The 13,962-nt window shown below is 68.0% G+C and carries 15 protein-coding genes; all 15 read right to left on the bottom strand.

Annotated elements, in window-relative coordinates:
• Positions 1–7: 7 nt before the first annotated feature.
• Complete coding sequence (locus QF038_RS21635; protein WP_307613202.1) at positions 8–1,381, bottom strand: NAD(P)(+) transhydrogenase (Re/Si-specific) subunit beta; 1,374 nt, start codon at positions 1,379–1,381, stop codon at positions 8–10.
• The gene (locus QF038_RS21630; protein WP_142057375.1) at positions 1,378–1,698 is read right to left on the bottom strand and encodes an NAD(P) transhydrogenase subunit alpha; all 321 of its coding nucleotides are present in this window, start codon (positions 1,696–1,698) and stop codon (positions 1,378–1,380) included. Before QF038_RS21630 ends, QF038_RS21635 begins: the two co-directional genes overlap by 4 nt.
• On the bottom strand, positions 1,698–2,867 hold the full coding sequence (locus QF038_RS21625) for a Re/Si-specific NAD(P)(+) transhydrogenase subunit alpha (RefSeq protein WP_307613199.1): 1,170 nt from the start codon (positions 2,865–2,867) through the stop codon (positions 1,698–1,700). The genes QF038_RS21630 and QF038_RS21625 overlap by 1 nt, the downstream gene beginning before the upstream one ends.
• Before the next feature lie 163 nt (positions 2,868–3,030).
• Positions 3,031–3,369: an MmcQ/YjbR family DNA-binding protein gene (locus QF038_RS21620; protein ID WP_307613197.1), complete on the bottom strand. Its 339-nt coding sequence runs from the start codon at positions 3,367–3,369 to the stop codon at positions 3,031–3,033.
• A 118-nt stretch (positions 3,370–3,487) separates the two neighbouring features.
• On the bottom strand, positions 3,488–4,300 hold the full coding sequence (locus QF038_RS21615; protein ID WP_307613194.1) for an IclR family transcriptional regulator C-terminal domain-containing protein: 813 nt from the start codon (positions 4,298–4,300) through the stop codon (positions 3,488–3,490).
• A 38-nt stretch (positions 4,301–4,338) separates the two neighbouring features.
• On the bottom strand, positions 4,339–5,025 hold the full coding sequence (locus tag QF038_RS21610; protein WP_307613192.1) for a 3-oxoacid CoA-transferase subunit B: 687 nt from the start codon (positions 5,023–5,025) through the stop codon (positions 4,339–4,341).
• Position 5,026: 1 nt separating this feature from the next.
• The gene (locus tag QF038_RS21605; RefSeq protein WP_307613190.1) at positions 5,027–5,728 is read right to left on the bottom strand and encodes a 3-oxoacid CoA-transferase subunit A; all 702 of its coding nucleotides are present in this window, start codon (positions 5,726–5,728) and stop codon (positions 5,027–5,029) included.
• A gap of 5 nt (positions 5,729–5,733) precedes the next feature.
• Entirely contained in the window at positions 5,734–6,951 is a 1,218-nt protein-coding gene (locus QF038_RS21600; RefSeq protein ID WP_307613187.1) for a thiolase family protein, read from the bottom strand.
• The gene (pcaC, locus tag QF038_RS21595; RefSeq protein ID WP_307613185.1) at positions 6,948–7,373 is read right to left on the bottom strand and encodes a 4-carboxymuconolactone decarboxylase; all 426 of its coding nucleotides are present in this window, start codon (positions 7,371–7,373) and stop codon (positions 6,948–6,950) included. The genes QF038_RS21600 and pcaC overlap by 4 nt, the downstream gene beginning before the upstream one ends.
• Complete coding sequence (locus QF038_RS21590; RefSeq protein ID WP_307610297.1) at positions 7,370–8,188, bottom strand: alpha/beta fold hydrolase; 819 nt, start codon at positions 8,186–8,188, stop codon at positions 7,370–7,372. Before QF038_RS21590 ends, pcaC begins: the two co-directional genes overlap by 4 nt.
• Positions 8,181–9,620 carry a lyase family protein gene (locus tag QF038_RS21585; protein WP_307613183.1) on the bottom strand — a complete coding sequence of 480 codons (1,440 nt, stop codon included), beginning with the start codon at positions 9,618–9,620 and terminating at the stop codon, positions 8,181–8,183. Before QF038_RS21585 ends, QF038_RS21590 begins: the two co-directional genes overlap by 8 nt.
• Positions 9,617–10,174 (bottom strand): protocatechuate 3,4-dioxygenase subunit alpha, encoded by a 558-nt coding sequence (gene pcaG / locus QF038_RS21580; RefSeq protein WP_307613181.1) that lies wholly within the window; start codon positions 10,172–10,174, stop codon positions 9,617–9,619. Before pcaG ends, QF038_RS21585 begins: the two co-directional genes overlap by 4 nt.
• Positions 10,175–10,177: 3 nt before the next feature.
• On the bottom strand, positions 10,178–11,050 hold the full coding sequence (gene pcaH / locus QF038_RS21575) for a protocatechuate 3,4-dioxygenase subunit beta (RefSeq protein ID WP_307613179.1): 873 nt from the start codon (positions 11,048–11,050) through the stop codon (positions 10,178–10,180).
• A gap of 36 nt (positions 11,051–11,086) precedes the next feature.
• On the bottom strand, positions 11,087–12,973 hold the full coding sequence (locus tag QF038_RS21570; RefSeq protein ID WP_307613177.1) for a bifunctional sugar phosphate isomerase/epimerase/4-hydroxyphenylpyruvate dioxygenase family protein: 1,887 nt from the start codon (positions 12,971–12,973) through the stop codon (positions 11,087–11,089).
• A complete protein-coding gene (locus QF038_RS21565; RefSeq protein WP_307613175.1) occupies positions 12,973–13,854 on the bottom strand; it encodes a shikimate dehydrogenase in 882 nt (293 codons plus the stop codon). Before QF038_RS21565 ends, QF038_RS21570 begins: the two co-directional genes overlap by 1 nt.
• Positions 13,855–13,962: the final 108 nt, after the last annotated feature.

Below are 13,962 nucleotides of genomic sequence, written 5' to 3'. Positions count from 1 at the left end.
CGGCAGGCTAGAGCGTTTTCACCGCGCCAAGGACCTGCACCAGGGAGTCCTTGGCGTCGCCGAAGAGCAGGGACGTCTGTGGCTGGTAGAGCAGATCGTTCTCGATCCCGGCGAAACCGGGCCGCATGGACCGCTTCAGGAACACCACCTGCCGGGCATCCGCCACCTCGAGGATGGGCATGCCGTAGATGGGCGACCCGGAGGACGTTTTGGCCGCGGGGTTCACAACGTCATTGGCACCCACCACCAGCGCCACGTCCGCCGTCTTGAACTCCGGGTTGATCTCGCCCATCTCCTTAAGCGATTCGTAGGGCACATTTGCCTCGGCCAGGAGCACGTTCATGTGCCCGGGCATCCTGCCGGCCACGGGATGGATGGCGAAGTCGACGTCAATGCCGCGCGCCTCCAGCGCCAGGGCCAGTTCGGCCGCGGTGTGCTGGCCCTGCGCGACGGCCAGGCCGTACCCGGGAACGATAATCACGCGCTGCGCGTAACCAAGCAACATTGCCACGTCCTCGGCGCTGGAGGACCTCACGGGACGCTCGCTCACGGCGGTGGATCCCGCCGTCGAACCTCCCCTGAAGGCACCGAACAGGATGCCCGCCACGCTGCGGCCCATGGCGGCGGCCATGGCGCGCGTGAGGATGGTACCGGAAGCGCCCACCAGGGTGCCCGCCACTACCAGCAGCACGTTGCCAAGCACCAGCCCCGAGGCCGCAACGGCCAGGCCGGTGAAGGCGTTCAGCAGCGAGATCACGATGGGGACGTCCGCGCCGCCCACGGGCAGCACCAGGAGGATCCCGGCGGCAAGGCCCAGCACCAGCAGCAGCACCGCGAGCGCGGATGAACCGGTGAGGATGACAGCGACGCCGGCCGCCACCGCCGCGAGCAGCACCGCCGTCATGACTGCCGGCAGGCCCGGGAACACCACTGGACGGGTGGTCATCAGCTCCTGCAGCTTGGCAAAGGTGACGCCGGAGCCGGCGAAGGAAACGGCACCGACGAGGAGGGTGAAGACGATGGCCAGGCGCACCCAGGGATCGTCCGCGTGGCTTAGCTCCAGGAGCGCCACGAGTGCGGCCGCGCCGCCGCCCACCCCGTTGAACAGCGCCACCAGCTGCGGCATCTGGGTCATCTTCACGCGCCGCGCCACCGGCGCCGCCACTGCCGCACCCACAGCTATGGCGGCAAGGATCCAGGGGATGTTCTCCAGCCGGGAGGACAGGAAAACAGCGACGACGGCGATCAGCGCTCCCAGCGCGCCGATCAGGTTTCCGCGGCGGGCGGTGCGCGGGGAGCTGAGGCCGCGCAGGGCCAGGATGAAGCAGACGGCCGCGGCCAGGTAGAACAGCGAGGACCAGACGGGGTCGAAGAGGGTCACTTGCCGCCCACCTTCCCCGCTGCAGCCTTTGTGCCGGCTTCCTTTCGGGCGTGGAACATATGCAGCATCCTGTCGGTGACCACAAAGCCGCCCACCAGGTTGGCGGTGGCCAGGACGACGGCGAGAAGGGCTACCGCGAGCACCCACGGGTCCGCTGCCTGGCCGGCCACGATGATGGCACCCACCAGGATGATCCCGTGGATGGCGTTTGCACCCGACATCAGCGGCGTGTGCAGGGTGCTGGAAACCTTGGAGACCACTTCGAAGCCAACAAACACTGCCAGGACAGTGATGGTCAGCAGGCTGATCCCATCCATCAGAGCACCCCTTCCCGCCGGCTGCCGGCCCTCGCCGCGAGCAGTTCAGCGGTGGGCTGATGCCGCACCGCGCCGTCGTGTACCAGGCAGGCTCCGGCCAGCACTTCGTCGTCGAAATCCAATGCCAAAACGCCGTCCTTGATCACCAGAGCCAGCAGGTTGGCCACGTTTTTGGCATAAAGACGGGAAGCGTCGGAGGCCATCGCCGAGGGGGCATCCTTCAGGCCCACCAGGGTGACATGGCCGGAGCCGTCCGCGGTGGGGACCGGAATGTCCTGGCCGGGGACAACACCCTCCACGTTGCCGCCGGACTCGGCGGCGAGGTCAACCACAACCGAGCCTGGCCGCATGCCCTGCACCATCTCAGTGGTGACCAGGAGCGGTGCGCGCCTGCCGGGGACGGCCGCCGTCGTAATGAGCACGTCCGCCTGCGCCACATGCGGGGCGAGCAGCTGGCGCTGCCGGGTGCCGGCGTCTGAGCTGAGCTGCCGCGCGTAGCCGCCGGCAGCCTCCGCGGTTTCGAGGTCCAGCCGGATGAAAGTGCCGCCCATCGAGGCCACCTCATCTGCGGAAGCAGGGCGGATGTCGTTGGCGAAGACGCGGGCGCCGAGCCGTTTTGCCGTGCCGATGGCCTGCAGCCCGGCCACCCCGGCGCCCAGGACCAGGACCCGTGCCGGCGGAACGGTTCCAGCTGCGGTCATGTAAAGCGGAAAGAACCGGGGAAGCCGGATGGCGGCCTCCAGCACGCAGCGGTACCCGGCGACGAGCGCCTGGGAACTGAGGGCATCCATGGACTGGGCGCGGGAGATGCGGGGCACCAGTTCGAGGGCAAAGGCTGTGACGCCGGCGTCCGCGAGGGCCTCCACCGTTGGGAGCTCGGACGACGGCGACCCGAGCCCTGCCGTGACCGCTCCCCTTTTCAGGGACCTCACGGTGTTCGGGTCAAGGGGGCGGACATGGGCCAGGACATCCAGCTGGGCCAGGTCCAGCTCCGGGACGACCTGCGCTCCGGCCTGGTTGTACGCCGTGTCCGGGTGGCCGGCGGCGTCACCCGCGCCCGCCTCGAGCAGCACGTCCACGCCCAGCGCCACCAACTGCTTGACCGACTCGGGTGTGGCGGCCACCCGCCGTTCACCCTCCCGGCGTTCCCGCGGTATGCCCAGTTTCACCCGCCGACTCCCATCGCTGCACGAGTGCTTTGGCGCCGCCCCTGTTTCCCCTGGTGGACCAGGGGCTTCCCGGAGCGGCGCTGCTGCACGTAGTTGGCTAGAGTCTATGGCCCGTTCAGCTGCGGCGGGAGTAGGGCGGCCGGCTTGGGTGGCAAAGAGTTACCTAGTGGCTGCCCGGCCGGTCGCCGTGTTTCCCTCCCGCTTTCCCTCCCGCCAGGCGGTACGAGTCCTCCAGCAGTTCCTTGAGCAGCTTCCCGTCGATTCGCTCGAGCCGGACCAGCACCAACTGGGGTGAGCGCTCATGATGGGGCGTCCAGAAGAAAATCTCCGGCTGGGTGCCAGCCAGGGCTTCACGCTCTTCTGTCTTGACCGTGAGGACTCCGGGTTCCCAGATCCGGGCCATCAGGGTTTTGGCGAACCACGCCGGCTGGCCCCAACTGGGCCGCTCTGAGACACCGGGCAGTGCCAGGGCGGATCTTCTGACATCCTCCTCTGTAGCCATAGGCCACAGTCTGCGCTCTGGGTACCGGCCTGCACAATGAAACCCGGGTTCGCTGCGCACTGGCAGTCCCTGCGCACTGAGAGGCGCGCTGGGTGCGCTCCGGCGCGCTAAGTCGCTTTTACCCCCGGGCAGTCAGGTCCGCGGAGACGAGTTTCGCCGTCGCCACGATTTCCCGGGCCACCGATGCCAGGTAGGCGTCCGGGTCCGGCTGCGCCGCAACGGTCTGCGCCTGCAGGGAGACGTTGCCGGCAGCCACTACCTTTGGGCCGTCATACACGGGGGCCGCCACGGACATCAGACCCAGTTCCAGTTCCTGGTCCAGCAGGCACCAGCCCTGGGCGCGGACGGTGTCCAGCACTGCGAGCAGCTCTTTGGCAGTTCCGATGGCGCGTGGTGTTAGCGGCTTGATCTCCGCGGCTGCCAGGTATGCCTTCAAATCTGCGGGCGGCAGGCCGGCCAGGAGCACCCTGCCCATGGACGTGGCATAGGCCGGGAACCGGGTGCCCACGGTGATGCCCACGTTCATGATCCGCCGGGTGGTTACGCGGGCGATGTAGGCGATGTCCGTCCCGTCCAGCACCGCCGCGGATGTTGATTCACCGAGCTTCAGGGACAGCTCCTCCAGGTGCGGCTGCGCCAGCTGCGGCAGCGACAAGCCGGACAGGTAGGCGTACCCAAGCTGGAGGACCTTGGCGGTGAGTGCGAAGGTCTTGCCGTCAGTCCGCACGTAGCCCAGCTCCACCAGCGTGTGCAGGAACCGCCGTGCCGTTGCCCGGGTCAGGTCCGTCCGGGCTGCCACTTCGGTGAGGGTCATGACCGGGTGGTCTGTATCAAACGCACGGATCACAGCAAGCCCGCGGGCCAGCGACTGGACGTATTGGTCGCTGGCCTGCGGTGCAGGTTGGGTGTCTGTACGGACTGCGTCGGTCATGGTTATCAATCCTAGAGCGGCCTCAGGTTTCGGCCGGCTCAACCACCGGCCGCGGCGGCTGTCAGCGGGACCGACACCAGTTCCTGGAGTTCTTCGAGGGTGCAGCCGAAGGTTTCGCGGACCTGGACTCCGTCGGGGCCGGTGAGGAACACGGCTTTGTCGGTGTAGACGCGGGTGACGCAGCCGACGCCGGTGAGCGGGTAGGTGCAGGTTTCCACGATCTTGGAGGCACCGTCGCGGGTCAGCAGGGTCATCATGACGAACACGTCCTTCGCACCGGTGGCGAGGTCCATGGCACCGCCGACGGCGGGAATCGCCCCGGGTGCCCCGGTGTGCCAGTTCGCCAGGTCGCCGGTGGCAGAGACCTGGAACGCGCCCAGCACGCAGATATCCAAGTGCCCGCCGCGCATGATCGCGAACGAGTCGGCGTGGTGGAAGTAGGACGCACCCGGGAGTTCGGTGACGGGGATCTTGCCGGCGTTGATGAGGTCCCCGTCGATCTGCTCCCCCTCGGCGGCGGGTCCCATGCCGAGCATCCCGTTCTCCGTGTGGAGGGTGATGTTCTGTTCCTCGGTGAGGTAGTTGGAGACCAGGGTGGGCTGGCCGATGCCCAGGTTCACGAACGATCCCGGGGCAATGTCCTTGGCCACGAGGCGTGCCAGGTCGTCCCGGCCCAGGGGTGTGGCGGAGGTCTGGATGGATGTGTCGTTGGACTGGATGCTCATCTCAGGCCACCTTCTCGCTCGTGCCGGCGGTGCTGCCCGGGACCGCCGGGACGCGGACCACAGTGTTGACGTAAATACCCGGGGTCACCACGTTTTCCGGGTCCAGCCCGCCGACCGGGACGATTTCGGAGACCTGGACGATGGTCTGCTTCGCGGCGGCGGCCATGATGGGGCCGAAGTTCCGGGCGGTCTTGCGGTAGACCAGGTTGCCCTTCCCGTCGGCCTTCAGGGCCTTGATCAGGGCGACGTCGGCGTGGATGGGCGTTTCGAAGACCTGGCCGCGGCCGTCGATGATCCGGGTTTCCTTGCCCTCGGCCAGCATGGTGCCGTACCCGGTGGGGGTGAAGAACCCGCCGATCCCGGCCCCGGCAGCGCGGATGCGTTCGGCGAGGTTGCCCTGCGGGACCAGTTCGAGTTCGATCTCGCCGGCCTTGTACTTCGCGTCGAAGTGCCAGGAATCGGACTGCCGCGGGAAGGAGCAGATCATCTTCTTCACCCGGCCCTCCTTGATCAGCAGCGCCAGGCCCTGGTCGCCCTGGCCGGCGTTGTTGTTCACCACGGTCAGGCCGGTGGCGCCGCATTCGAGCAGGGCGTCGATCAGTTCGAACGGCTGCCCGGCGTTGCCGAAGCCGCCGATCATCACGGTGGAGCCGTCCTTGATGCCGGCCACGGCCTCCTGGACCGAATCAACAAAATTCAGCATCTCTCTTAGCCCTTCACACCAGCAGTTACGTTTTCCAGGACCACGGCCAGGCCCTGGCCCACACCGATGCAGATAGCCGCGACGCCCCAGCGTTCGCCGGAGGCCTGCAGGGACCGGGCCAGGGTGCCCAGGATCCGGGTACCCGAGGCGCCGAGCGGGTGGCCCATCGCGATGGCCCCGCCGTGCCGGTTCACGATCGCGGGGTCGATGCGCCAGGCGTTGATGCAGGCCAGCGACTGCGCGGCGAACGCTTCGTTAAGTTCGACGGCGCCCACCTGGTCCCAGCCGATGCCCGCCTTCGCGAGGGCTTTGTTCGCCGCCTCCACCGGGGCGAAGCCGAAGTACTGCGGATCATTGCCGTGCGCACCGCGCCCGGCAATACGCGCCAGCGGGTCGAGCCCGAGCAGCCCGGCGGCGGCCTCGGATCCCACCCAGGCTGCGGAGGCGCCGTCGGACAGCGGGGATGCGTTGCCGGCGGTGACCGTGCCGCCCACCTCCGCGCCCTCGGGCTCTGAACGGAACACGGTCTTCAGGGCCGCGAGTTTCTCCGCGGTGGAACCGGGGCGGATGCCCTCGTCCCGGACCAGGTCAGTTCCCGGCACCGGTGCCACCAGGTTGTCGTAGAAGCCCTCGTCCCACGCCGCGGCGGACAGGTTATGCGAGTTCGCGGCGAACTCATCCTGCGCCTGCCGAGACACCCCGTACTTCTCGCGCAGCCGTTCGGTGGCCTCGCCCAGGGAGATGGTCCACTCCTTGGGCATCGCCTTGTTCACCAGGCGCCAGCCAAGGGTAGTCGAGGCCAGCGTCATGTCCCCTGCCGGGTAGGGCTTTTCCGTCTTCGGCAACACCCAGGGCGCGCGGGACATCGACTCGGCCCCACCGACGAGGACCAGGTCCGCGTCGCCGGCGTTGATCTGGCGCGAGGCGATAATTGCAGCGTCCAAAGAGGACCCGCAGAGCCGGTTCACCGTGGTCCCCGGAATCGACACCGGAAGGCCCGCCAAAAGCGTTCCCATCCGGGCAATATTCCGGTTCTCCTCACCGGCACCGTTGGCGTTGCCGAACACCACCTCATCAATCCGCTCCGGATCCAACCCGGGGGCGCGCTTCACGGACTCCCTGATCACATGCGCGGCAAGGTCGTCCGGGCGGACGCCGGCAAGGCCGGAACCGAACTTGCCGAACGGGGTGCGCACGGCGTCGTACACAAAAGCCTGGTTCATGGGGTTGTGTCCATTTCTCGAAAGACCTGCTGGGCAGTTTTGAAGGCGGTGTTCGCGGACGGGACGCCGCAGTAGATGGCGGTCTGGAGCAGGATTTCCTTGATCTCGTCCCTGCTCAGGCCGTTGGTAAGGGCCGCGCGGATGTGCATCGCCAGCTCTTCCCAGTGCCCGTGCGCCACCATCGCCGTGATGGTCACGGCGGACCGCATCTGCCGGGTCAGGCCCGGCCGGGTCCAGATGCCACCCCACGCGATCCGCGTGATCATGTCCTGGAAGTCCTCGGTGAACCCATCCTTGTTGGCATTGGCCCGGTCCACGTGCGCATCGCCCAGGACTTCGCGGCGGACCACCATGCCGCCGTCGTAAATCTCCTGGCTGCTGGCGCCGGGCTGGACCACGCCGTGCCGCTCCGTCCCGCTCACTTGGCCGCCTCCCGTGATTCGGCCCAGGCCAGGAGCCCGCGCATCAGCTCCGCCAGGTGGGCGGGCGCCTCGGCGGGGGCAAGGTGGGCCACTCCCTCGAGCGTGACGGCGGTGGCGGTGCCGCCGCCCGCGGTGATCCCGGCCGCCACTTCCTCAGCCATCGACGGCGTGGCCACGCCATCCAGCGCCCCGGCAATAACCTGCGTGGGGACGCGGATGGCGCCGAGTTCGTCGCGCACATCAAAGGCCGCCAGGGCCTCGCAGCAGAAGGCGTAACTGAAGCGGTCGGCGTCACGCAGGGCATGCAGGAGCCTGCTGCTCAGCTCAGGCTCACGGTCCATAAAACCAGGAGCGAACCAACGCTGGGCCGAACCCTGGATCATCACCGGCGTCCCCTGGTTCCGGACCGTTTCGGCGCGCTCCAGCCAACCCTCAGGGGTGCCCATCTTGGCCCCGCTGTTCTGGACGGAGAGGCTCTTGAGCCGCTCCCCGTGCTTGATGCCGAGCTGCAGGCCGGTGGCGCCGCCCAGGGAGACCCCCGCATAGTGGAACGCCTCGCCGGGGGCGATGGAATCCATAAGGCCCACCACGGCGTCCGCCAGCGCAGCCACGTCAAACGTCTCCGTCGCCGCGGGCGAGACACCATGGCCCGGCAGGTCCCAGGCCACCACGTCGTAGTCGGTCCCCAACAGCGAGGCGGCCCTGTTCCACAGGATCGAGGACGTGCCCAGGGACGGGCCCACCACCAGCAGGGGGTGCTCGCCCAAGGGCCGCTGGGGTGACAACAGCACTGCCTTCAGGACTGGTTTAGCCACGGGAAGCTCCATTCGCATCGGTGTGGGCAGGTGAATTGGCAAAGTCCGGGTACGCGGCGAGGATCCGCCGTGAGATCTCCGCGGTCTCGCCGAGGTAGCTGGCCGGGTTGAGGAGTTCCTCCAGCCGGACGTCCGGAAGGACCGACGCCGGGACGGCTTCGCGGAGCAGCTTGCGGTAGGTGGCCGGCTGGTCCGCCGGCGGTGCCTGGAGGGTCTGGTCCACCACGGCCTGCAGTTGCTGCTTGCCGTTGAGCCCGTCCTTGTCCTCAAGCGAAGGGGCCACCGCGGCCCCGACGCCCTCGGCCAGCAGCAGCGGACCGGCGAGGTCCAGGTTGCGGCGCATGGCGTCCGGGAAGACCTGCAGCCCTTCAGCGAGCTCCCGGACGTGGCCGGCGGCGCCGAGGGCCAGGGCCAGCAGCTGCCGAAGTGCCGGCCATTCGATATGCCAGGCTCCGTCCGGCCTTTCGTCGTTGAAGTTCGCGGCGGCCAGGTGCAGTTGGGCTGCCAGGCCCGGGGCCTGCAGCGCGGCGCTGCGGACCAGGACGGACAGCACCGGGTTCTGCTTCTGCGGCATGGCCGAGGAAACGCCCCGGCCTGCGGCGCGCGGCTCCGCCAGTTCGCCTACCTCAGGCCGGCTCAGGAACAGGACGTCGGCAGCGATCTTGCCGAACGCATCCAGCACTGCGGCCAGTGCATGGCCCAGTGACGTGATGGTCAACCGGTTGGTGTGCCACGGCGCCGGCGCAGGGGCGAGGCCCAGCTGGGATGCCAGGGCATCAGCCAGGCTGAAAGGCGTGGTGGACGAGCCGTCGGTAAGGACAATACTTGCAGCCAGGGTGCCGGCCGCGCCGCCGAACTGGACAGGGAACTTCAGGCTTTCCAAGTACCCGCCCGCAGCCGCGACGCCCTGGAACCACTGGGCAGCGCGCAGGCCAAAGGTGAACGGCAGCGAATGCTGAGTGAGGCTCCTGCCCACGCACAGCGTGTCCGCACGCTGCTCCGCCATGGCGGCGAGCGCCGTCGTGGTGCCTTTCAGGTCGGCCAGCAGCGCCTCAACGGTGTTGCGGGCCAGCAGCATGAGTGCGGTATCCAGGACGTCCTGGCTGGTCAGCGACGTGTGCACGGCCTTCCCGGCCCCCGCGTTGCCGGTGTCCAGCGCTGCCACGTGCTTGCGGAGGTCGGCCAGCAGCGGGATGACGGGGTTGCCGCCGCCCTGCGCACGTCGGGCGATGTCCGCGGGATCGTAGCGGCCCGCTTCAGCTGCGGAAGCGACGACGGCGGCCGCACCGGCAGGTGCCAGGCCCGCCTTCTCGAGCACGGCGGCCCAGCCGGACTCGACGGCGAGGATCGCCGCCAGCACCGCACGGTCCCCTGTCAGCGCGCCGACAAGCGGCGACGCCGAGACAGGGCTGAGCAGGCCGGCGTCAGTCACTGGAAGTCCAGGAAGACTGTCTCGCCCTCACCCTGCAGGCGGATGTCAAAGGTCAGGCCGCCGTCGGAATCACGCCGGGCGATGAGCGTCTTGCGGCGCTCTGGCTCCAGCGAGGTGAGCAGCGGATCATTGGCCAGCGCCTCGGTGTCCTCCGGAAGGTAGATCCGGGTGAAGAGCCGGTTGGTCAGGCCGCGGGCAAAGATGGCCACGGAGATGAACGCCGCCGCGCCGGGCGTGGTGGGACCGGGGTTGACGGTGGTGAAGGTGTAGACGCCGGAGTTGCCCACGGCGCCGCGGCCCCAGCCGGTGAAGGTGTAGCCGTCCCGGACCAGGGAACCCGTCTTCTGGACGATCCTGCCCTCGGCGTCGGGCTGCCAGATTTCCAGGATGGCGTCCACAACGGCCTGGCCGGATCCGTCGTAGACCGTGCCCTGCAGGCGGATGGAGCCGGGTGAGCCGGGGGCCAGGAGTTCGTTGTCCTTTTCGTACGGCAGGGCGTAGCCGTAGAAGGGGCCCACGGTCTGGGCGGGGGTGGGTACCAGTTTGGTGCTCATCTTCTACTCCTCGTCACTGTCTGCGCCGAGCGCCTCGTTTTCCGTCCAGGTCCGCTTGGGACCGGTCAGGACGATGTCCCAGTTGTAGCCCAGCGCCCATTCGGGTTCGGTGAGGCTGTGGTCGTAGTTGGCCACGAGCCGGTCCCGGGCGTCCTGGTCAACGATGGTCTGGTAGATGGGGTCCAGCGGGAAGAGCTGGTCGCCGGGGAAGTACATCTGGGTGATGATGCGCTGGGTGAACTCGGTGCCGAACAGCGAGAAGTGGATGTGCGCCGGGCGCCAGGCATTGAGGTGGTTCTTCCACGGGTAGGCGCCGGGCTTGATGGTGGTGAACCGGTACGAGCCGTCCGGGCCGGTGATGCAGCGGCCGATGCCCGTGAAGTTGGGGTCGATGGGGGCCGGGTGCTGGTCGCGCTTATGGATGTAGCGGCCGGATGCGTTGGCCTGCCAAATCTCCACCAACTGGCCTGCCACCGGGCGGCCGTTACCGTCCAGGACCTTGCCTGCCACAATGATCCGCTCGCCCTGCGGCTCGCCGTTGTGCTGGATGGTCAGGTCCGATTCCAGGGCGTGCACGTCCTGGTGGCCGAACGCCGGGGAGTACAGCTCGATGGTTTCCGGGTCAGTGTGATGCAGGCTCTTGGTGGGGTGCCGCAGGATGCTGCTGCGGTACGGCGGGTAGTCCAGCCGCGGCTGGGTCTCGGCAGGAGCCCCGTCCTTGAGGGCCCGCACGTAGGCATCGCCGATCGCGTTGATCTCAGCACTGAGGTCAGCCTGTGTTTCGATGGCGCGGTCCAGCGGCAGGTGGGCTGCCTTCGGTTCGGCGGGCGGCACGAGCTCTTCCGATTCCAGCTCGGCATTGATGTCTTCCGGCACGGCTGGCTCCTTTCGTGGGTGGTTCGTTGGTGGTTTTCAGAGGCGGTGGAGCGAGTCGTATTGGACTGCGTGGCGGACGGGAGCGTTGGGGGCTCCGTAACCGTCGTAGGCGCCGCGGCGTTCCACCATTTCGAAAAACACACTGCCCACGGTGGCGGTGTAGAAATGGAGGAATTCCCCGCTGGCGTCCCGGTCGTACAAGAGGTTGAGCTCCTGGAGGGTGGCCAGGAAGCCCGGTTCGAGGTCGAAGCGGGCGTCCAGGTCCTCGTAGTAGTTGGCTGGAATCTGCAAGAACTCGAGGCCGCGGTCCCGGGCGGACCGCGCCGCGGACACGAGGTCGTCCACCGCGAAAGCGATGTGCTCCTGGTAGGTCTTGTGGGCCTGCTGGGCCGGCGACTGCTGAGCTGGTGCTTGCTGGACGGGGGCCAGGTTCAGGACCAGCCGCACCGCGCCGTCGGACGTCTGCATGACCTGCGAGCGCACCAGGCCGCTGGGGCTCGGAACTTCCGCGAACGGCTGCGGTTCCAGAGCCAGGGCGCTGGTGTAGAAGAGGACGGCCTCGTCGAAGTGCTGCCACGGCTGGGCCAGGTTCACGTGGTCAATCACCGCGTTATGTGACTGCCGCGGGTGTTCAAGCCCCTCACCGAATTCGTACGTCCACGCCGCAGTGCCGTCGGGACTACCCTGGCACAGGAAAATTTCGGTGGAGTCCGGGGCGGAGATGCCCTGGAACACTTCCTCGTCGGCCTGGACCTTGCGGGCCACCACCGGTGCCTTCAGCTGCTGTGCCCGGGCAGAGGCAATCACGGGGGAATCGACGTCGAACCCCAATGCGGCGATGGCCGGCTCGGCGTGCGTGGCCGCCTGCTCGTTGATGATGACCCGCGCCTGGCCCATGGTCCACAGCTGGACGTCCTTGGTGCGGTGCCGGCCCTCGAAGGCGAAGCCGAGCTGCCCCAGGAGCTTCTCCAGCTGCGCGGTATTGTCCGCCTTGACCTCGGCAAAGTTGAAACCTGCCGGTTCACTCACCTTGGGCAGTGTGGCCAGTTCCATGGGGTAACGACGGCGGGCGGCGGCGCCTGCGGCACCTTCCGGGCCGTTCCCCGCGAGCCATTTGGCGCTCTGCTCCTCCAGCCAGATCAGCGAGCGCATGGCGTCCACGGCGGTGCGTTCGAGATCGGACTGGCGGAAGACGTCGTTGAAGACTTCCAGTGACACCGGGCCGGTGTAGCCGGCGCGGACCACATGGCCCATGAACTTGGCGAGCCCGAACTGGCCTTCGCCCGGGAACACCCGGTAGTGCCGGCTCCAGGACAGGACGTCCATGGAGAGCTTGGGGGCATCCGCCACCTGGACAAAGAAGATCTTGTCCGCGTTGATCTTCTCGATCGGCGCGGTGTCCCAGTCGCGGGAGAGGATGTGGAAGGAGTCCAGGCAGGTACCGAGGTTGGGGTGGTCCACCATCTCCACCAACCGGTAGGCGTGCTCGTAATCGTTGACGTACTTGCCCCAGGCGAGGGCCTCGTACGCCACCTTGACGCCGTGGTCCCCGGCCAGTCCCGCGAGTTCGGAGAGCTGTTCGGCGCGGAGGCCATCGTTGTCGATGGTGGCTGTTGCCACGTTCGAGCAGACCAGGATGGTGTCCATGCCCAGCCGGGACATCAGCTTGAACTTCGCCTCGGCGCGCCGGAGGTTGGCCTTCAGCAGGTCCGGGGTGACGCCGTCGAAGTCCCGGAACGGCTGGTAGAGGTCCAATCCCAGGCCGAGGTCGGCGGCCATGGTCCGCACGTCCTCGGGGCTCAGCGGAGAGGTGACCAGGTCCTGTTCGAAGATCTCGATGCCGTCGAAGCCTGCAATCGCGCAAGCCTGCATCTTTTCCTTGAGCGTGCCGGACAGGCAGACGGTGGCGATTCCGGTGCGCATCAGGCGGCCACCTCTTCGGCCGCCACAAGCTCCAGGAAGTGGCTGCGCATCCGGTCCGGGTCCGCTTCCAGGCCCGTGAAGATGCGGAAGGAGTCGGCGGCCTGGCCCACTGCCATCCGGCCGCCGTCAAGAACCTCGCAGCCCTTGGCCCGGGCGCCCCGGACCAGCTCGGTGTCGATGGGGCGGTACACGATGTCCGCCACCCAGTGGCGGGACTCGAGCAGGTCCAGGTCCAGCGGGAGCCCCGGGTGGGCGGCCATGCCCACGGGAGTGCAGTGCGCCAGGCCGTTGGCAAGGGGCATCAGCTGCGGCAGCTCCGCCGTCGTACGTGCCGCCACGGTGCTGTCCGGGAAGAACCCGGCCAGCTCGGCGGCCCGGGCAGCGCCACGGGCGGCGTCCATGTCCACCAGGTCCAGGTGGCGGACCCCGGCGGTGAGCAGGGCGTAGGCGACAGCCGAGCCGGCGCCACCGGCACCCAGCTGCACCACGCGGTCCAGCTTCGCGCCGGGAAGTCCGGCGGCGAGGGCTGCGGCGAAGCCGGAGAAGTCGGTGTTATGGCCGACGAACCGGCCGTCCTCGATCACCACGGTGTTGACCGCACCCAGCCGCAGGGCGTCCGGCGACACCTCATCCAGGTGCTGCAGGACCAGCTGCTTGCAGGGGTGGGTGATGTTCAGGCCGTTGAAGCCAAGGCTGCGGGCGCTCTGGAGCAGCTGGCCCACGGATTCGCCGGGAAGGCCGAGCTCCAACAGGTCGATGGGCCGGTACAGGTAGCGCAGGCCCTGCACGTCCCCTTCGCGTTCGTGCATGGGCGGGGTGAGTGATGGCATCACGCCATCGCCGACCAGTCCCACCAGGTAGGACTCAGTTCGATTGCTCATCCGTGCAGCTCCTTTGATACGGCACCGGGCAGCTTCCTTGCGGAGGTGCACTGCCGGGGTGATGGAAATTACGGTACATCATTTGTTCACTTTTCGCACTTTTGTTCT

It is taken from the genome of Pseudarthrobacter sp. W1I19 (assembly GCF_030817835.1).
Taxonomy (GTDB): domain Bacteria; phylum Actinomycetota; class Actinomycetes; order Actinomycetales; family Micrococcaceae; genus Arthrobacter.
The sequence above is the reverse complement of the archived record's forward strand: the minus strand, read 5'-3'. Positions and strand labels throughout refer to the sequence as shown.

Coding starts and splice junctions, on each gene's coding strand:
- QF038_RS21630 (WP_142057375.1), bottom strand. CDS start 1,698: ATGGATGGGATCAGCCTGCTGACCATCACTGTCCTGGCAGTGTTTGTT.
- QF038_RS21620 (WP_307613197.1), bottom strand. CDS start 3,369: ATGGCTACAGAGGAGGATGTCAGAAGATCCGCCCTGGCACTGCCCGGT.
- QF038_RS21615 (WP_307613194.1), bottom strand. CDS start 4,300: ATGACCGACGCAGTCCGTACAGACACCCAACCTGCACCGCAGGCCAGC.
- QF038_RS21610 (WP_307613192.1), bottom strand. CDS start 5,025: ATGAGCATCCAGTCCAACGACACATCCATCCAGACCTCCGCCACACCC.
- QF038_RS21605 (WP_307613190.1), bottom strand. CDS start 5,728: ATGCTGAATTTTGTTGATTCGGTCCAGGAGGCCGTGGCCGGCATCAAG.
- QF038_RS21600 (WP_307613187.1), bottom strand. CDS start 6,951: ATGAACCAGGCTTTTGTGTACGACGCCGTGCGCACCCCGTTCGGCAAG.
- pcaG (WP_307613181.1), bottom strand. CDS start 10,174: ATGAGCACCAAACTGGTACCCACCCCCGCCCAGACCGTGGGCCCCTTC.
- QF038_RS21570 (WP_307613177.1), bottom strand. CDS start 12,973: ATGCGCACCGGAATCGCCACCGTCTGCCTGTCCGGCACGCTCAAGGAA.
- QF038_RS21565 (WP_307613175.1), bottom strand. CDS start 13,854: ATGAGCAATCGAACTGAGTCCTACCTGGTGGGACTGGTCGGCGATGGC.